This is a genomic window from Aestuariibaculum marinum (genome assembly GCF_014596975.1).
Taxonomy (GTDB): domain Bacteria; phylum Bacteroidota; class Bacteroidia; order Flavobacteriales; family Flavobacteriaceae; genus Aestuariibaculum; species Aestuariibaculum marinum.
Genome location: NZ_JACVXD010000002.1, coordinates 59,097 through 76,686, shown reverse-complemented (window position 1 = coordinate 76,686; position 17,590 = coordinate 59,097). Strand labels below are relative to the sequence as shown.

General features: G+C 35.5%; 17 protein-coding genes. 11 read left to right on the top strand and 6 right to left on the bottom strand.

From position 1 onward, the window contains the following. Positions 1–42 precede the first annotated feature (42 nt). The 5 genes from ICJ85_RS04220 (at position 43) to pyk (ending at position 4,326) form a co-directional block, all read left to right on the top strand. Entirely contained in the window at positions 43–276 is a 234-nt protein-coding gene (locus ICJ85_RS04220; protein WP_008269813.1) for an acyl carrier protein, read from the top strand. A 12-nt stretch (positions 277–288) separates the two neighbouring features. Beyond that, positions 289–1,539: a beta-ketoacyl-ACP synthase II gene (gene fabF / locus ICJ85_RS04215; RefSeq protein ID WP_188222539.1), complete on the top strand. Its 1,251-nt coding sequence runs from the start codon at positions 289–291 to the stop codon at positions 1,537–1,539. A 7-nt stretch (positions 1,540–1,546) separates the two neighbouring features. Then, on the top strand, positions 1,547–2,287 hold the full coding sequence (gene rnc, locus ICJ85_RS04210) for a ribonuclease III (protein WP_188222538.1): 741 nt from the start codon (positions 1,547–1,549) through the stop codon (positions 2,285–2,287). A 119-nt stretch (positions 2,288–2,406) separates the two neighbouring features. After that, positions 2,407–2,889: an IPExxxVDY family protein gene (locus tag ICJ85_RS04205; RefSeq protein ID WP_188222537.1), complete on the top strand. Its 483-nt coding sequence runs from the start codon at positions 2,407–2,409 to the stop codon at positions 2,887–2,889. 3 nt (positions 2,890–2,892) lie between these two features. Then, positions 2,893–4,326 carry a pyruvate kinase gene (gene pyk, locus ICJ85_RS04200; RefSeq protein ID WP_188222536.1) on the top strand — a complete coding sequence of 478 codons (1,434 nt, stop codon included), beginning with the start codon at positions 2,893–2,895 and terminating at the stop codon, positions 4,324–4,326. A 74-nt stretch (positions 4,327–4,400) separates the two neighbouring features. On the opposite strand, the gene ICJ85_RS04195 is transcribed toward pyk, so the two are convergent. The 3 genes from ICJ85_RS04195 to dinB all read right to left on the bottom strand — a co-directional run bounded on the left by ICJ85_RS04195 (position 4,401) and on the right by dinB (position 9,474). Then, entirely contained in the window at positions 4,401–5,762 is a 1,362-nt protein-coding gene (locus tag ICJ85_RS04195; RefSeq protein ID WP_188222535.1) for a hypothetical protein, read from the bottom strand. A gap of 10 nt (positions 5,763–5,772) precedes the next feature. Further along, complete coding sequence (locus tag ICJ85_RS04190) at positions 5,773–8,184, bottom strand: TonB-dependent receptor (RefSeq protein ID WP_194420806.1); 2,412 nt, start codon at positions 8,182–8,184, stop codon at positions 5,773–5,775. Between the two features lie 192 nt (positions 8,185–8,376). Next, on the bottom strand, positions 8,377–9,474 hold the full coding sequence (gene dinB, locus ICJ85_RS04185) for a DNA polymerase IV (RefSeq protein ID WP_188222534.1): 1,098 nt from the start codon (positions 9,472–9,474) through the stop codon (positions 8,377–8,379). A gap of 55 nt (positions 9,475–9,529) precedes the next feature. Between dinB and ICJ85_RS04180 the strand changes: the two genes are divergently transcribed. Both ICJ85_RS04180 and ICJ85_RS04175 read left to right on the top strand, forming a co-directional pair. Then, positions 9,530–10,000 carry a CYTH domain-containing protein gene (locus ICJ85_RS04180; protein WP_188222533.1) on the top strand — a complete coding sequence of 157 codons (471 nt, stop codon included), beginning with the start codon at positions 9,530–9,532 and terminating at the stop codon, positions 9,998–10,000. Continuing rightward, positions 9,991–10,530, top strand: a complete 540-nt coding sequence (locus tag ICJ85_RS04175; RefSeq protein WP_188222532.1) for a YciI family protein — start codon at positions 9,991–9,993, stop codon at positions 10,528–10,530. Before ICJ85_RS04180 ends, ICJ85_RS04175 begins: the two co-directional genes overlap by 10 nt. A 3-nt stretch (positions 10,531–10,533) precedes the next feature. On the opposite strand, the gene ICJ85_RS04170 is transcribed toward ICJ85_RS04175, so the two are convergent. Further along, a complete protein-coding gene (locus tag ICJ85_RS04170) occupies positions 10,534–10,992 on the bottom strand; it encodes a hypothetical protein (protein ID WP_188222531.1) in 459 nt (152 codons plus the stop codon). Between the two features lie 48 nt (positions 10,993–11,040). Beyond that, the gene (locus tag ICJ85_RS04165; protein ID WP_188222530.1) at positions 11,041–12,063 is read right to left on the bottom strand and encodes an isoaspartyl peptidase/L-asparaginase family protein; all 1,023 of its coding nucleotides are present in this window, start codon (positions 12,061–12,063) and stop codon (positions 11,041–11,043) included. A 144-nt stretch (positions 12,064–12,207) separates the two neighbouring features. On the opposite strand from ICJ85_RS04165, the gene nhaA reads away from it, so the two are divergent. The 4 genes from nhaA to ICJ85_RS04145 all read left to right on the top strand — a co-directional run bounded on the left by nhaA (position 12,208) and on the right by ICJ85_RS04145 (position 16,593). Then, the gene (gene nhaA, locus ICJ85_RS04160; RefSeq protein WP_188222529.1) at positions 12,208–13,518 is read left to right on the top strand and encodes a Na+/H+ antiporter NhaA; all 1,311 of its coding nucleotides are present in this window, start codon (positions 12,208–12,210) and stop codon (positions 13,516–13,518) included. A gap of 103 nt (positions 13,519–13,621) precedes the next feature. Next, positions 13,622–15,175, top strand: coding sequence for an L-piperidine-6-carboxylate dehydrogenase (gene amaB, locus ICJ85_RS04155; protein WP_188222528.1), 1,554 nt, complete (start codon positions 13,622–13,624; stop codon positions 15,173–15,175). A gap of 67 nt (positions 15,176–15,242) precedes the next feature. After that, positions 15,243–15,941 carry a hypothetical protein gene (locus tag ICJ85_RS04150; RefSeq protein ID WP_188222527.1) on the top strand — a complete coding sequence of 233 codons (699 nt, stop codon included), beginning with the start codon at positions 15,243–15,245 and terminating at the stop codon, positions 15,939–15,941. Continuing rightward, positions 15,919–16,593 (top strand): hypothetical protein, encoded by a 675-nt coding sequence (locus ICJ85_RS04145; RefSeq protein ID WP_188222526.1) that lies wholly within the window; start codon positions 15,919–15,921, stop codon positions 16,591–16,593. Before ICJ85_RS04150 ends, ICJ85_RS04145 begins: the two co-directional genes overlap by 23 nt. Positions 16,594–16,906: 313 nt before the next feature. Here ICJ85_RS04145 and ICJ85_RS04140 read toward each other — a convergent pair whose 3' ends face one another. Next, entirely contained in the window at positions 16,907–17,551 is a 645-nt protein-coding gene (locus ICJ85_RS04140) for a hypothetical protein (protein WP_188222525.1), read from the bottom strand. Positions 17,552–17,590 lie beyond the last annotated feature (39 nt).

Genomic DNA, 17,590 nt, shown 5'->3' with positions numbered 1-17,590 from the left:
TTTTATTTTTGCCAACTAATTAAAACTTAAAATTAAAAGATTATGTCAGACATTGCATCAAGAGTAAAAGCGATTATCGTAGACAAATTAGGAGTTGATGAAAACGAAGTTGTAACTGAAGCAAGCTTCACTAACGATTTAGGAGCAGACTCTTTAGATACTGTAGAATTAATCATGGAGTTCGAAAAAGAATTCGATATCCAGATTCCAGATGACCAAGCAGAAAACATTGCGACAGTAGGTCAAGCTATATCATACATCGAAGAAGCAAAATAAGCCAAATACTTTATGGAATTAAAGCGAGTTGTAGTCACAGGATTGGGCGCTTTAACACCGATAGGTAATACCAAACAAGAGTATTGGGATGCCTTAATCAGTGGTAAAAGTGGTGCTGCGCCTATAACATATTTTGATACCGAAAAATTTAAAACCAAGTTTGCTTGTGAGTTGAAAAACTTTAAAGCAACAGACTTTATAGACCGTAAGTTAGCTGGTAGAATGGATAAGTTTACGCAGTATGCTATGGTTGCTTCAGACGAAGCTATTGCAGATGCGAATTTAAACTTAGACGAAGTAAACAAGCTACGTGTTGGGGTTATATGGGGTGCTGGTATTGGAGGTTTAGAGACCTTCCAAGACGAGGTTTTAAATTTTGCGAAAGGTGACGGTACGCCAAGATTCAATCCGTTCTTTATTCCTAAAATGATTGCAGATATTGCACCAGGAAATATTTCCATTAAACATGGATTTATGGGGCCTAACTATACAACGGTTTCAGCCTGTGCTTCTTCAGCTAATGCTATGTTCGATGCTTTAAACACGATTCGTTTAGGACATTGTGATGTAGTGGTTACAGGAGGAAGTGAAGCAGCAGTAACAATTGCAGGAATGGGAGGTTTCAATGCTATGCATGCCTTATCAACTAGAAACGAAAGCCCTGAAACAGCTTCTCGTCCGTTTGACGGTACAAGAGATGGTTTCGTATTGGGGGAAGGTGCAGGCGCACTTGTTCTAGAAGAATATGAGCACGCAAAAGCAAGAGGTGCGAAAATTTACGCAGAATTTATAGGTGGAGGTCTATCTTCTGATGCTTACCACATGACGGCACCACATCCGGATGGAAAAGGCGTAGTAGCCGTAATGAAAAATTGTTTAGAGAATGCAGGTCTAAACCCTGAAGACGTAGACCATATTAATACACATGGAACATCTACACCATTAGGAGACGTTGCAGAACTTAAAGCAATTTCAGAGGTGTTTGGCGATCACGCAAAACACATAAATATTAATTCAACAAAATCAATGACCGGGCATTTATTAGGTGCAGCCGGTGCTATTGAAGCGATTTCGTCTATTATGGCAATGGAAAACGGTATTATTCCGCCAACCATTAACCATACAACAGTAGATGAAAATATCGATCCTGAATTAAATTTAACTTTGAATAAGGCTCAAAAGCGAGACATTAAAGTGGCTATGAGTAATACATTTGGATTTGGCGGACATAACGCTTGTGTATTATTCAAGAAATTAGACTAAATCCCGAATGAAAAACATTCGTAACATATTAAATTCCCGTTTTAAACGTAACGGGAATTTTTTTATGCAATTACATAAGATTCTCGGGTTTAAACCTAAGAATTTAAAATACTTCAAAAAGGCATTTACACACCGCTCCATGAATATTAAAGACAGCAAAGGGAATGCTGTTAATTACGAGCGATTGGAATTTTTGGGTGATGCCATGTTAAGTGCTGTTATTGCTTCTCACCTATATTTAGAGGTTCCTAGTGGCGACGAAGGTTATCTTACAAAAATGCGATCTAAAGTTGTAAGTAGAGAGCATCTTAACGAATTGGGTAAGGAGCTTAAGTTAATCGATTTGGTAGAGAGTAAAATTCCACCGGGTCAGTTTGGAGATAATATTCACGGAAATTTATTCGAAGCCTTGGTAGGTGCAATCTTCTTAGACCGAGGGTATAAACACTGTGAAAAATTTATTTACAATCGAATTATTACACCTCATGTCGATATCGAGCGATTGGAAGGAAAGGTAATAAGCTATAAAAGTTTACTGATTGAATGGTGTCAAAAGGAGAAAAAAACATTTAATTATAATGTTTATGACGACACTGGAATTGATGAAGTAAAACACTTCTCGGTTAAGCTTTCTATAGACGACAAAGTCGTGGCTAAAGCCAGAGCAACATCTAAGAAGAAAGCCGAAGAAAAAGCATCAAAACGTGCATTTTTTGTATTCCAGAATAAAATATCAAAAATGCTGTAAAACTTATCAAACAAAGCTATTAACTACAACGTTTTAGTTAAAATTCTTCTAAATATTAATATAAAGTTATAACAATTGAACGTTTATAAATACTATATTTACAACGTTTAATATAAGTTATGGCTGTTCACAAACTTATTCTGGATGATGTTTTTAATGAAGTGTCACACACTTTAATTGCGATACATTGTTCTATTGACGATTACCGATTAGCCTATCTGTTAAACAAACACTTAGGAATAAGTCTGTCTCGAAAAAATGCCGATATCGATGTTAATGTAGACCAGTCAGCTTATTCTATTTTCGAGTGGAAGGACGAAAAACAGTTAACCACATGGAACTTGGTTTCCAATGCGTGTAAGACTGAAGTTTTTCAGCAAAATACAGGTAAATCATTGTTCGATTTACAGGAAAAAATAACAAGGGTATCACATTTAATACCAGAACACAAGGCCGTTAATTATTTTTTAAAAATAGATAACGAGTTTAGTACAAATAAGGAGAAATATATACTGCAAAGTATCTTAAGTATTCCTAAAGTAGCAACAGCCTTTAGTGTAGATATTAATAAATTGAAATCAAAAGAAAATTTAATTTTTTAGCTAATGCCATTAAATAAGAAAACCAAAATAGTAGCAACCTTAGGTCCTGCTACAAGTACAAAAGAAGTTCTAAAGGAGATGCTTGAAGAAGGAGCTAACGTATTTAGAATAAACTTTTCTCATGCCGATTATAAAGATGTTGCCGAGCGCATAAAAATGATACGTGAACTGAATGATGAATTTGGTTTTTCTGCAGCGATATTAGCCGATTTACAAGGACCTAAACTTCGCGTTGGGGTTATGAAGGAAGAAGTTGTTGTAAACCCTGGCGATGAAATTGTTTTTGCTACCGGAGAACGTTTTGAGGGAACTAAAGAGCGTGTTTACATGACTTATGAAAGATTTCCACAAGATGCAAAACCAGGTGAGCGCATTCTTTTAGATGACGGTAAATTAATTTTTGAAGTCGTATCTACAGACGGCGAGTCTGAAGTTAAAGCAAAAGTCATTCAAGGCGGACCGTTAAAATCTAAGAAAGGTGTTAATTTACCAAACACAAATATCTCACAACCAGCGTTAACAGAGAAAGATATTGAAGATGCTATTTTCGCGATTAGTCAGGATGTCGATTGGATTGCACTTTCATTCGTGCGTCACGCTGAAGACTTACAACAGTTACGCGATTTAATTGCTAAACATACAGAGCATAAAATTCCGATTGTAGCAAAAATTGAAAAGCCAGAGGCGGTTAAAAATATTGATGCTATTGTAGCCAATTGTGATGGTTTAATGGTGGCTCGTGGAGATCTAGGAGTTGAAGTTCCTGCTGAAGAAGTGCCAATAATACAAAAGCAATTAGTATTACGTGCTAAGAAGGCAAGAATACCAGTTATCATTGCAACCCAGATGATGGAGACCATGATTAGCAGTTTAACGCCTACACGTGCCGAAGTGAATGACGTTGCAAACTCTGTAATGGATGGCGCTGATGCTGTAATGCTTTCAGGAGAAACTTCTGTTGGTCAGTATCCGGTACAGGTTATTAAACAAATGGCGAACATTCTTAAAAATGTAGAAGATTCACCATTAATTCAAGTGCCTCAATTGCCACCACATGTGCGTACAAAACGTTATATAACAAAATCAATTTGTTATCATGCCGCATTAATGGCCAATGAGATTGATGCACAAGCAATTTCAACTTTAACAAACAGTGGGTATACGGCATTTCAGATTTCAGCCTGGAGACCGTCTTGTCATATTTTAGTGTTTACACCAAACAAGCGAATCTTAACGCAGTTAAGTTTATTATGGGGTGTTAAAGCTTTCCATTACGATAAGTTTGTGTCTACTGATGAAACTGTAGGTGATATTAATAGAATGGCTAAAGCCGAAGGTTTTGTTAAGAAAGGGGATTTTGTAGTGAGTTTAGCTTCAATGCCAATTGCTGAAAAAGGTATGGTAAATACCCTTCGTGTACGAGAGATTACGAAATAGTTTATAATATATTTAGATATAAAAAAAGGGAGAAATTTAAATTTCTCCCTTTTTTGTTAAATAGAAAGGTGTTGTTACCAGGCTCCAATAAAATGGCTTCCTGCTACATTGACTAACTCAGCACCTTTAGTTACTTCACCTGTTTCGGTATCAATAACGTAGATATTTCCATTTTGTCCCACAGGAGCTGCTGTTAAGTAAATCTCATTTCCTTCAACAGCGTACCCTTGGTATTGAAATAAATCTAAATCAACGGTATAAGGAATTTCATTTATTTTAGTAGCTGTTTGTGCTTCTAAATCTACTAAAGCAAAAAACGATTCTGGTCGTCCTGAAATTCCATCTTGAGATCCGGCATGACGGTATGCTAATACGGCTTTTCCGTTAGCTGCAGGTCTCCAGGCTAAAATATAAGCATCCTCGATACCTAAAGCATCGTCTAAGCTAAAAGTATAAGAATCATCGTATTGATTGTTGGCATCAATTTTTAAAATATGTGAACCGTTAGGGTCGCCTTGATTGGCCTGATAAACACTACCGTTATAAAGGAATGTATTAATACTGCGGTAACCATTGGTGTTTCCGTGCCCTACGGTAGAACTAATAATTGTTGGGTTTAATAATGATGGGTAATCCAAAACAATAGTTTTTGAACCTAAAATTTCATAGTCATTATCTCTTTCAGCTGTGGCAGGGTCTACTTTGCTTAAACGAGCACCAATATATAATTTGTCTCCTGCAGCATTTAATACCGGCATATCAATTCTTGAAATGTAATATCCTTGTGCCTCTTCTTCAGCAGTTAAAGGAATACTGGATTCTTCAAAGTTTTTAATCAATGAGTTTTCTAAGTCTAATGTCACAATACCCATAGTGGCTTCGGTACGTGTATAGGTGTCATCTGAAGTATCTTCCGGAGTTCCGTTATCATCAAATTGATGTTCTGTTGAAACATATACAGCGGCACCTGTTTTATCGCCATCAAATAATTTAATCCATCTTGGAGCAGACCCTACATAAGGTGCAATACTAACTTCAGATCCTGTTTGAACAAAATTTTGTCCGCCGTTAACAAGGTATTTAGAGTAGTTACCACCTGTATCTCCAGCATAGCTAATATTAAAAATAGTATTACCATCTTCTGAAGCTTGTAAACGCGCTGTTCTGTTGGAAGGAACGATAAAACCATTATCGAATGGTGCTATTGATTTTGTAGGGTCTTTAGCATCATCACTACTAATAGAATAAATTAAGGTTCCACCGTTGCCATCACCAGGGTTGTCTCCCATTTTTGCAGCAGCAACAGTTATCCATCGGCTGTTTTCTTCTTTTTCTTCGTCAATTATGTCGTTAGAATCATCACTACAACTTACAGTAAGTAATAATGCGCTTAGTGCGAGACTTAAAGTATTAAGGTTAAGAAATCGATTTGTCATTTGATTATATTTAAGATTTATTGATAAAATAATTTAGTTTTAAATAAAAGGCTCTCCCAGGTTTCTGTACTCTGAGGTTATCGTAAAGTGCTTCGTTGAAAATATTTTTGACATCGAAGCTCACCACAAATTTTTGGTTAGGAAAAGCATAACTGAACCCGAAGTCTTGAGCTAATTGTTGTGGTACATTAAAGAATTCGTTTCCCGTAGTATTGTTACCTTGTGGAGGGATGTATGAAAACTCGTCTGTAAAGTAAAGGGTATAAAAGAGGTTTAAAGCACTATGTTTTTGAAACATATTGTTTAATGAATACCTAAGGTTGCTATTCATTGTAAAAAACGGGGTGTTAGGTACATCTATTTCCACACCTCGGTTAACAACTTTTAAATCGAAACGTGATAGGTTAAAATTAAAAGCAAAGTTCTTGTTGTAGGTATAGTTGAATTGTGCGTCGATACCCTTAGAAGTTCCGTGTCCTTGATTCTCATATAAAATAAGAACTTCATCAGGTGTTCTTTCAATAGGTAAACCAATTCTATCTTTAATATTTCGGGTAAATAAATTGGTAGCAAAAGTGAAATCGTGTTTTTTCAGACTAAAGGTACCCAGTCGGAATCCGAAATTATAGTTTTTACTTTGTTCGGGATTAATGCTCGGATTTGCCACAACGTTGTCGCCGTCATTACCAAATACTTCTGTTTCGTTAGGTAAACGAATGGCTTTTTCAGCCGATGTTAGTATGGTAATATTTGGGTGAATGGCGTATGAAAAGGCAAAACCATAACCTTCATTTATTGTATTAGCGCGTGTTATGTCGTCTTGAATTTCGCCTGTGCTCTGGTCAACATAGGGGTCTATATTTATGGTTTTTTGTTGGTAATATTTTCCAAATACACTCGCTTTTAATTTGTTTTCAAAAGCACTTAGCTCATAAGTGGCAGAAAATATATTTTTACGTAACTCTCTTGTTCCTGTGAAGGTATTTTCTAAATCAGAGGCATAGTCATCGCGGTCTTTTCTATCAATACTACTATATACATGGTTTAATAAGACTTTATGATGTTTGTTTAAAGCATATGATGCACCAGTTCTAATAGAGGCAACATTTCTGTTAATATGATTTAAAATAGAGCCGTATTCTTCTTTTTCCTGCTGAGATCCCCAAGAGTATTGATATTCATTGCCTTCATAATCTATAGCTCGTTCTCCATTCCAGGCATAAGCCCAGGCTAAGGTGTCACTTACAACACGATTGCGTTTACCGTATAAACCGTTTATGCTAACATCTAAACCTTCAGTGAAAAGATTCTCTTTTTTATAAGTTAAATTCGATAGCATGGCATCAGATTCCATATACCTGTTTTTATATGGCATGATGGTCATAAAAGCCCCGTGTTGAATCTCCTTATAATCGTCTGAAGCTGTCATTCCAATAAAAAACTGGTCAGCCCATGTCACATTGGTAAAACCAACTTGAGCCATACCACCCGTAGACCGGTAAGCATCGTTAAATCGTCTCGCTGTTATTGGCGTTTGTACACCACCAAGTCCAGTCACTTTAACTTGTCCACCCCAAACTTTATAATCGTTATCTGAGTAATTATGAAACCCGGAAGCCTTAACCGTAAAACCGGATTTATCAAAACGGTATAGACCATTAACGCTGGTTTGTAGGGTATTGAAAGAGCCATAAGATACCGAAGCGTTAAAGTTGGTTTTTGTAGAATTATGAAGTACAATATTAATGGCACCTCCTAACGCATCATCGGCTAGATGACCAGGAACCACCCCTTTATAAACTTCAATACGTTTTATCATGGAAGGTGGAATACTGTTTAAACTAAAGGAAGAACCATATGTAGAAATGGGAATACCATCAATAAAAATACGTACGGCACTACCCGATAATCCATTTAGGCTATACTGTACATTTGATCCTAAACCACCGTTTTGTCTAATTTTTACACCAACCGTTGTGTTTAAAAGTTCGTTGGTTTGAATATTTCTAATACTGGCTTCTTTCGTTTCTATTACATTAACGGCAAAACCTTCATCTTCAATTTTTCGTTTTTTAGTTTTGGTTTGTACCAAAACCTCTTGCAAATCCTGATGATCTGTAAGCTCCAAAACGACATTTATGGTGTTTGTATTGGCATCGACTTTAGTATAAACTGTCTTGGGTTTTGCATTTAAAGAGTGTATTTCTAAAGTATAATCACCATAATCGAGGTTTTTAAAAATGAATTCACCACTTATACCTGTTGAGATATCTTTTTTCATGGTTTCATTTGATAGAACAATAGAAGCACCTAGGGCAGGGGTATTATTATCGAATAGAACATAACCAGAAAGGTTTCCATTTTGTCCTATAGCAGAAAAGCTTATAAGTAAACCAATAAGAAGAGGTAAAGTTGTTCTCAAAACATTAATTTTTTTGACAAAACTATATCTTATTTAGAATTAGTACAAATAAAAATAAGGGATTTATCAAAAATTCATCAATGCTTAAAATGTATTAATGAATTGTATTTTTTGTGAGGTAAATATTATTAAAGTGATATTTATTTATAATGATTATAAATAAAAAACAAATGGAGATAGGAGAGTGCGCCGCTAAAATCCGAATTTTAACTGTACGCTAACACTTTTTTGCTCCGGTTCTTTTTTGGTTTCGGTATTTAAATTAGACAGTGAAATACCCAAAAGGCGTACCGAGTTTTTTAGTTTTTCCTGATAGAGTAAGTCTTTAGCTGTATCCAGGATAAGGTGTTTGTCGTTAATAAAATAAGGTAGCGTTTTACTCCGTGTTTGAAGCGAAAAATCGCTGTATTTTATTTTTAAGGTTACCGTTTTTCCAGAGACTTTACTTTTTAATAAACGTCGTGAAACTTCATCGGCGATATGTTCCAGTTTTTCAAGCATGAAGACTTCACTAGACAGGTTTTCGCTAAAGGTACGTTCGGCTGCCAGGCTTTTTCTAATACGATTGGGTTTTACTTCGCTGGTATGAATCCCTCGAACCACATAATAATAGTACTTACCTGATTTTCCGAAGTGCTCTTCCAGATATTCTATAGATTTTTGTTTTAAATCCATGCCAGTAAAAATACCGAGTTGATACATTTTTTCAGCAGTAACTTTCCCAACACCGTAAAATTTTCGAATGTCCAGGTCTTCTAAAAATTCAATGACTTCTTCCGGGTTAACCGTTTTTTGTCCATTAGGTTTATTGTAATCACTCGCTACTTTGGCAATAAATTTATTGATGGAGATGCCTGCAGAAGCTGTTAACCCCACTTCATTTAAAATGCGCGCTCGAATTTCTTTAGCTATCAGAGAAGCACTGGGGTTTCCTTTTTTATTATTGGTCACATCTAAGTAAGCTTCATCTAAAGATAGAGGTTCTACCAAATCGGTATAATCGTAAAATATGTTACGAATTTGTTTAGAAATCTCGGCGTAGCGTTCAAAATTGTGTTTAACAAAAATTAAGTCCGGACACAGTTTAGCCGCTAATGTTCCAGACATAGCACTTTTAACACCAAATTTTCGTGCTTCATAACTGGCAGCACTAATAACGCCGCGTTTACCACCACCGCCAACAGCAATAGGTTGGCCTTTAAGTTCGGGGTTATCCATTTGTTCCACCGACGCGTAAAAGGCATCCATATCCACATGAATAATTTTTCGTATTGGTAAATCGCTAAACATAGTGTAAATTTAAGCATTAATAGCTGTAATTTTATTGTGCATTTAAGCGGAATTAATGATCGAAATAGAACGTAAATTTTTAGTAACATCGGAAAGTTTTAAGGCTGAAGCTTTTAAGGATACCAGAATCATTCAGGGCTTTTTAAATACGGATAAGTGCAGAACTGTTAGGGTACGATTAAAAGGAACACAAGGGTTTTTAACCGTTAAAGGACCGTCATCTCAAGATGGTTTGGAACGTTTTGAATGGGAAAAGGAAATTTCTAAAACTGAAGCGGAGGCCCTTTTAAAGTTATGTGAAGAAGGGGTAATTGATAAAACACGTTACGAGGTAAAAGTTGGAGAACATGTTTATGAGATTGATGAGTTTTATGGTGATAATGACGGGCTTGTTGTTGCAGAAGTCGAGTTACAAACTAAAGAAGAAGATTTTGAAAAGCCGGAATGGCTTGGTGCCGAAGTTACCGGCGATATAAAATATTATAATTCACAACTAAGTAAATACCCATTTAAATTATGGAAATAGTAAAAAAAATAGCATTGGTTTTGGTTTTAGCACTTGCATTTGTAGCATGTAAAAACGAAACAAAGGAATCTGAACAAATAACAACAGAAGTTGTTGAGGAAATTGTTGATACTATTGAAGTTGTCGATAAACCTGAGGTTAAAACCACAAAACAAATTAAAGAAGAATTGACGGCCAAAGGTTTTAAGACTTTTGATTATGTTGACGAAAAGACTCAGGATACCATTTTAATGCAGCAGTATTTTATGGCCTTTTTAAAAAGCGGACCAATCCGTTCGCAAAACGAAGAAGAAGCCGAAATGTTGCAGGAAGCACATCTAGCCCATTTGAAAAAAATGTATGAATTAGGTTATGCAGATATTTCAGGTCCTTTTGGTGACGATGGCGATATTCGAGGCATCACCATTTATAATGTACCAACTCAAAAAATGGCCGATAGTTTAGCAAATTCAGACCCCATGGTTAAAGCCGGACGTTTAATTATCGAAATCCATCCGTGGTGGGCTGCTAAAGGGTTCTCGTTAAGATAATATCTATTTTACAACGGTAATGAGGTAGTTGCCGTTGTAATCTTCAATGGTAACTGTATTACCATTGTAAGTAGCTGAGTTGGGAGTTGCTATTTTAATTCCGCAAGCGCCTTCCTGAAATGATACATTTAAATTTAAAATATCAGTTTCTGTTTCAGATAAGTTGATTTTATATTCTCTTTCTATTTCGAAGCCGTAAAGCGGAATATTTATAAGATTCTTTAAATTTTCAACTTTTTGATTTACAACATTATTATATAAATCATTATTAAATTCTATTGTAATATCATTACTAATAAAAGTTTCGTTTTCGATTAAATTATCACCAGTTACATTTGTTATTTTCAATAATATAGATGGAGGTACAATAGTTATAGACGAACAGTCAATTCCGTTTTCATCAGAATCTGAATTACAAGATAATAAAATAAACAGGCTTAATAGAAGACTTGAAATTTTCATAACGTTTGTATTTTATAAGTAGATACAAAAAGTAAGAAAAGGTTGTGTTTAATTTCCGTAAATTCCAATATATAATTCGCCGTTATCATTCATAGTGGCTCTGTACATGCCAGCTGTATTGAATTCCATAGCAATATTGCCGTGTCTGTCAACGCCAATAATACCGCCATCGCCACCTAAAGCCGGTACTTTATTTTGAATAACTTCTTTGGCAGCTTCTTCAATTGATAAGCCTTTATATTCCATAAGCGCAGAGATATCGTGTGCTACCACCGAACGGATAAAAAATTCACCCCATCCGGTGCATGAAATAGCACAGGTATTATTGTTAGCATACGTGCCCGCACCAATAATTGGGGAGTCGCCAATACGTCCCCAGCGTTTGTTAGTCATGCCACCCGTAGAAGTTCCTGCTGCCAGATTACCGTTTTTATCGAGCGCAGCACAACCTACAGTCCCGAATTTAGAATCCTTAATAGTGTCATCGTAAAATGCAACCTGTTCAGAAGCTTTTACTTTTTGAAGGGAATTAAATCTGTTTTCCGTGTAAAAGTAAGTTGAGTCTACAATATGTAAACCTTGCTCGGTTGCGAATTGTTCTGCTCCGTTTCCGGAAAGCATCACATGAGGTGAATGTTCCATAATAGCTCTGGCTAAATTTATAGGGTTTTTAATGGTTTTTGTTCCTGCTGATGCTCCGGCATTTAAGGTTTTACCATCCATTATGGAGGCGTCGTGTTCATTGGTGCCGGCATTGGTAAACACGGCGCCTTTTCCAGCGTTAAAGAGGGGAGAATCCTCTAAAACATTAATTGTTTTTTGCACAGCATCTAAACTGCTTCCACCATCTTTTAAAATATGATAACCAACTTTAATAGCTTCTTCAAGCTTGGCTTTATAATGTGCTTCTTTTTCAGGCGACATGTTTTTTTTCAAAATAGTACCTGCACCGCCATGAATAACAATGCTAAAAGTAGGCGCTTCGGGTAATGACGGTTTGATATTGTTCGTTTCGTTTTTGCATGAAAAACAAAGGATGATAATAAATAAATTGGAAAGAAATTTAGCCATGTTAAAAGAATTTATGGTTTTAAAGGTAGTTGTTTTTTATAAATTTTAGTTTTGCTATAACTGTTTCGTTCTAAACTTGATAATTGTCATATTATGCAGGGCGTGTAATTTGTATCTTGACCATCAAAACAACTAATTATTACAATGAATAAGATTATAGACCCTATTAACCGTTTTATAAAATCTTCAAATTCAGGAAGTTTTTTATTGTTGTTCACAACGGCGTTGGCATTAATTATAGCGAACTCCCCTTGGAGTTCTATGTATCATGATTTATTAAAAAGTGAATTTACTTTCGGGTTTATTCATAATGGTTTTGAGCTTACAGAACCTTTTTACCTTTGGATTAATGATGGCTTAATGGCCATTTTCTTTTTTCACGTTGGGCTAGAAATTAAACGTGAAATCTTAGATGGTGAATTGTCATCTATCAGAAAAGCCTCTTTACCCGTCGTCGCAGCGTTGGGTGGTGTTATTATACCAATAATCATATATTTTAGTATGATTTCAAATCCCGAATTAAAATCTGGTTGGGGGGTGCCTATGGCTACCGATATCGCATTCTCATTAGGAGTTTTAAAGTTATTTGGTAAGCGTGTTCCTTTGGGGTTAAAAGTTTTTTTAACAGCCTTTGCCATTGTCGACGATTTAGCAGCAGTAGTGGTTATTGGCTTATTTTATGTAACTGATATTAATTTAATGCTCATTTTATATTCAGCTATTATACTATTATTAATGGTGATTTTGGGTATGAAAAAATACTTTTCTAAGTTTATCTTTTTTCCATTAAGTGTTGTAGTTTGGATCCTGTTTTTAAAATCAGGAATACACCCAACAATAGCTGGGGTATTATTGGCGTTTACCATCCCTGCAACAAGAACGACAACTTTAGATCGTTTTTTTGAAAAGATAAAAACTTCTTTAAAACGATTTTCTGAAGAGCGTGAGCATATTTCGGAGCACCATATTTTAAAAGAAGAGCACGTGCATGCAGCGATAGATATAAGAACAGCTTCAGAAAATATCAATTCACCATTACAAAAAATCGAGCACGATTTACACCCGTGGATAATGTTTTTTATCATGCCTGTGTTTGCCTTTGCTAATGCAGGGGTTACCTTAACCAGTGATTCAGAGATTGATTTCGGATTGGCCGTTCCAATTGCCGTGGCCTTAATTTTAGGTAAATTTATTGGTATAAGTTTGGCGTCTTGGTTAGCTGTTAAAGCACGAATTGCAAATTTGCCCGAAGGGGTGAATTTTAAACATATTCTAGGTGCTGCTTTACTTGGAGGGCTTGGTTTTACCATGTCGCTGTTTATTGCCAATTTAGCATTTACAGATGAGGTGTTATTAAATTCAGCTAAAGTCGGAATTTTAGGAGGGTCCTTGCTTTCAGGTGTTCTAGGGTATTTGGTGATTAGAAGTTTGGTAGGCAAAAAACGTGCAGATTAATCATTTTAATTTGACGAGTTGTTTATGGATGAATAATCGGTTATGCCGCTTTTTATTGTTATATTCGTAAGGAATTTTAAAAATAATAATAAATCGATAATATATGCAGGCAGAAACTGTAAGTTTTGGTATAGACAAAGCTCTTGAAGTTTTAGGGGTTAAAGATATAAACGAAGGAACATCGACAGGCTCGAATAATTTTGGTTCGGGAGACTTAATTGAGAGTCGTTCTCCTGTTGATGGTCAACTTATTGCTCAAGTAAAAACAACAACAAAAGCAGATTATAATCAGGTATTAGAAACAGCAACTTCAGCATTTAAAAACTGGAGATTAGTGCCAGCACCACAACGTGGCGAAATTGTTCGACAGTTTGCTGAAAAGCTTCGTGAGAAGAAAGAAGCGCTGGGTAAGCTGGTATCTTACGAAATGGGAAAATCGTACCAGGAAGGTTTAGGCGAGGTTCAGGAGATGATAGATATCTGTGATTTCGCCGTGGGGTTATCACGTCAGCTTCATGGTTTGACTATGCATTCCGAACGTCCGGGGCATCGCATGTATGAACAATACCATCCGCTTGGTGTTGTGGGAATTATTTCAGCATTTAATTTTCCGGTGGCTGTCTGGTCTTGGAATACGGCTTTAGCCTGGGTTTGTGGCGATGTTTGTATTTGGAAACCTAGCGAAAAAACACCGCTTTGCGGAATTGCCTGTCAGAATATCGCAGCCGAAGTATTTAAAGCTAATAACTTGCCGGAAGGCATTTCGTGTTTAGTAAATGGCGATTATCAGGTTGGTGAATTTATCACTAAAGATAAGCGCATACCATTAGTTTCGGCTACAGGTTCAATACGAATGGGTAAGATTGTAGCTCAGGAAGTCGCGGCGCGTTTAGGAAAAAGTTTATTAGAACTCGGTGGAAATAACGCGATTATTGTAACTCCAGATGCCGATATAAAAATGACGGTAATCGGTGCAGTTTTCGGAGCTGTTGGAACAGCGGGACAACGTTGTACCAGTACACGCCGATTAATTATTCATGAAAGTATTTACGATAAGGTAAAAACAGCTATTGTTGATGCTTATAAACAATTACGTATTGGTAATCCGTTAGATGAAACCAATCATGTTGGGCCGTTAATTGATACCGATGCGGTTAAAAATTACCAGAATGCATTAGTGAAAGTGGTTGAAGAAGGAGGAAACATAGTTGTTGAAGGTGGTGTGTTAACAGGTGAAGGATATGAAAGTGCTTGTTATGTAAAACCGGCTATTGCTGAAGCGCAACCTGAGTTTGAAATTGTTCAGCATGAAACTTTTGCACCGGTACTTTATTTATTGAAGTATTCCGGTGATGTAGAAAATGCTATTGATATTCAAAATAGTGTGGTTCAAGGGTTGTCATCTGCGATAATGACTAACAATTTACGAGAAGCAGAACGCTTTTTATCCGTTGCCGGCTCAGATTGTGGTATTGCCAATGTGAATATCGGAACCTCGGGAGCAGAAATAGGTGGTGCTTTTGGTGGTGAAAAAGAAACTGGTGGCGGACGAGAATCTGGTTCTGATGCGTGGAAAGTATATATGCGCCGTCAAACTAATACCATTAACTACACGACCGAGTTGCCGTTGGCTCAAGGTATAAAATTCGATTTGTAATATTTTTCTTTTAAATAAACGCAACCTTTTAGCAAAACACGTATCTTAGATTAAAATGCTTATGCATATGAAGAGATACGTGTTTTTGTTGTTAGGGCTTATGGCTTTTGTTAATTGTAAACCTCCCGAATTTGAGAGGAATACAAGGGTTTTAATTAAAGGAAAGATGATTGATGAAAATAATCAGCCTATTTCAGAAGTCGATATTAGTGTATATACTTATAGGTTTAGTGGTTATATTTTTGATGCCATCGAGGATGAGTATCTCTTGGGTTTAGGTAAAAGTAAAACTGATGGCTCCTTTGAAATTATTTCCCTTTTCGATAAGGATGAGGATTTTGCAATTGTAATAAATGGAAATGAAAAATATACTAATTATACATATCTATCAAGTACAACAGATCATACTCCTGAAGATTTAGTTTTCGACTTAGAAGATAAACAGTTAAAAAGCGTCTCAAAAGTTAATTACTCCATTAACAGAACAAGCCCGGAGGGAACCACTTTTCGGTTTTCATTTCAATACAGCGATATAAATTGTATAGAGTATTTTAATGAAGGCGTATTAGAGCCCGAGTTAAGTCGTTGCTTTTTCGAAATCAATTCGGGATCATTTTTAAACGATACTTACCCGGATTATTCCAATTCATTTTTAACTCCAATAGGAACTGTGGTTGAATTTCATTATTCAATAAATGATCAATCCGAAATTATAGAAACCTTCACTGTAGATCAAGAAAATTATGAATTTGAATTCTCGTATTAAGTTTTATTTTTTCTTTTTATTTATTGTTTTTACTAATGTTTGTTTGTCTCAAAACAGCGATATAACAAAAGAACAAGATAGTGTTATTAATAAACAAAGTCTTGGGTATTATGCATACGAATTTTCTTTGCCTATTACTACTGGCGATAAATTTGCAGGACAGGGACTAACGGGGAAAGCTGGATTTAATATGAAACTGCATGCGTTTGTTTACAAAGGGCTTTTTGTTTCAGGAACGTTTGGAGCCAATTATTTTAAGGTTAAAAATAGGGAGGTAGTTGGTAATTACGATAAAACCACTTCAACTCATCAGTATTTAAGTTTAGGTTATGAAATTTCTCCCTGGAACAAATTAAGAATGGGATTAAGCGCTTCTGTTTTGGGGGCTTCCTATTTTAAGAATAAAAGTGGGTATGATTATGATGAAGCCATTCAAAGGGATAGCGGACGAATTAGAAGTTACGATTTCTATGTGAATTATATGCTTACTAACGAGCTAGCTCTCTTTTTAAATTATGCCTATCGTAACGATAAAATGAATATTAAAGTTCCAACTGAAATTCAGGAACAGTTTAGCAACGCTAATTTTCATAATATTGGTTTTGGAATTAGAGTCTGTTTTGGGAAAAAAGATATAATTTCAGCTATGTAAGTATAGAGCTATAATCTTATAATTTTGCAGATCATTGAAAGTTAAATTTAATTTGAAAACCCCTGTAAACTAAAAGACCTCGTTCCAGTTTGAGCAAGCTCATTTAGAAACAAGGTCATATCTTAAAAAGATTAATAGCAGTTCAAATATAATGAATTTTCTTATACGATGTGAATTTTTTAAATTAAATTAAAATTAAGAAAGTTTTTATTAACTATATTTTACTTTTCTTAAAATTTTAAAGGTTGTTTGATAAATATGAAAAGCTATTATTCTTTTGTTTTCATAATCCTGTTATAGGTTAGTAGTAGGTTTAATTTAATGTTACTAAAAATTCACCGGCTATAGCTCCTTCTACTGCGCCTTCACCATAGTACCAATCTCCTTCATAAGTTGCACTATTTGTACTTTGCGTAATTGTCCCTAAAGTTGAATAATAATAAGAATTGTCATAAGAATAATCAATAGATAATTCGTTACCATCTAAAGTATAGGTGCCAGTGCCGACATTAGGAGAGGTTTCATCACCGGATCTTACTTCAACTGTGCCATCTGTCGAAAATTCCATTTCATAAAAATAAGAGTCGGAATAAGTTCCAGTAAATGTACCTTGAAATGAGTTGTTTATAGTGTGGTTTACAACAGTTTGTCCTGCACTATTTGAAACAATAACTTGAAAGGTTTGAGAACCTGGTTTAAGCATGTTTGTCCAGCTTATAACTCCAGTGGTACTATTTATATTTAATCCTTGCACGGTTGAAGCTAAAGAAAAAGAGCCCTGATTACCGTTCCAGTTAATAGTTGGTCCTGTAGAATTTCCAGATTCAAAGAAAATAGCTTCTAATATAGCGTCAGGATAAGAGACACTTGGAGCTTCTACATTGTCGTCGTCACTACTACAAGAGAAGAAAGTTAGCAGAAAAAAAATACTTAAAATGGGTAAGTTGATAGTTTTCATAATAACATGGTTTTAGAATTTGGTTATTACAAATGTATA

What these genes read in the sequence shown, in the direction of transcription:
- ICJ85_RS04220 (WP_008269813.1), top strand. Translation starts at nt 43, where the DNA reads ATGTCAGACATTGCATCAAGAGTAAAAGCGATTATCGTAGACAAATTA.
- fabF (WP_188222539.1), top strand. Translation starts at nt 289, where the DNA reads ATGGAATTAAAGCGAGTTGTAGTCACAGGATTGGGCGCTTTAACACCG.
- rnc (WP_188222538.1), top strand. Translation starts at nt 1,547, where the DNA reads ATGAAAAACATTCGTAACATATTAAATTCCCGTTTTAAACGTAACGGG.
- ICJ85_RS04205 (WP_188222537.1), top strand. Translation starts at nt 2,407, where the DNA reads ATGGCTGTTCACAAACTTATTCTGGATGATGTTTTTAATGAAGTGTCA.
- pyk (WP_188222536.1), top strand. Translation starts at nt 2,893, where the DNA reads ATGCCATTAAATAAGAAAACCAAAATAGTAGCAACCTTAGGTCCTGCT.
- ICJ85_RS04195 (WP_188222535.1), bottom strand. Translation starts at nt 5,762, where the DNA reads ATGACAAATCGATTTCTTAACCTTAATACTTTAAGTCTCGCACTAAGC.
- dinB (WP_188222534.1), bottom strand. Translation starts at nt 9,474, where the DNA reads ATGTTTAGCGATTTACCAATACGAAAAATTATTCATGTGGATATGGAT.
- ICJ85_RS04180 (WP_188222533.1), top strand. Translation starts at nt 9,530, where the DNA reads ATGATCGAAATAGAACGTAAATTTTTAGTAACATCGGAAAGTTTTAAG.
- ICJ85_RS04175 (WP_188222532.1), top strand. Translation starts at nt 9,991, where the DNA reads ATGGAAATAGTAAAAAAAATAGCATTGGTTTTGGTTTTAGCACTTGCA.
- ICJ85_RS04170 (WP_188222531.1), bottom strand. Translation starts at nt 10,992, where the DNA reads ATGAAAATTTCAAGTCTTCTATTAAGCCTGTTTATTTTATTATCTTGT.
- ICJ85_RS04165 (WP_188222530.1), bottom strand. Translation starts at nt 12,063, where the DNA reads ATGGCTAAATTTCTTTCCAATTTATTTATTATCATCCTTTGTTTTTCA.
- nhaA (WP_188222529.1), top strand. Translation starts at nt 12,208, where the DNA reads ATGAATAAGATTATAGACCCTATTAACCGTTTTATAAAATCTTCAAAT.
- amaB (WP_188222528.1), top strand. Translation starts at nt 13,622, where the DNA reads ATGCAGGCAGAAACTGTAAGTTTTGGTATAGACAAAGCTCTTGAAGTT.
- ICJ85_RS04150 (WP_188222527.1), top strand. Translation starts at nt 15,243, where the DNA reads ATGAAGAGATACGTGTTTTTGTTGTTAGGGCTTATGGCTTTTGTTAAT.
- ICJ85_RS04145 (WP_188222526.1), top strand. Translation starts at nt 15,919, where the DNA reads ATGAATTTGAATTCTCGTATTAAGTTTTATTTTTTCTTTTTATTTATT.
- ICJ85_RS04140 (WP_188222525.1), bottom strand. Translation starts at nt 17,551, where the DNA reads ATGAAAACTATCAACTTACCCATTTTAAGTATTTTTTTTCTGCTAACT.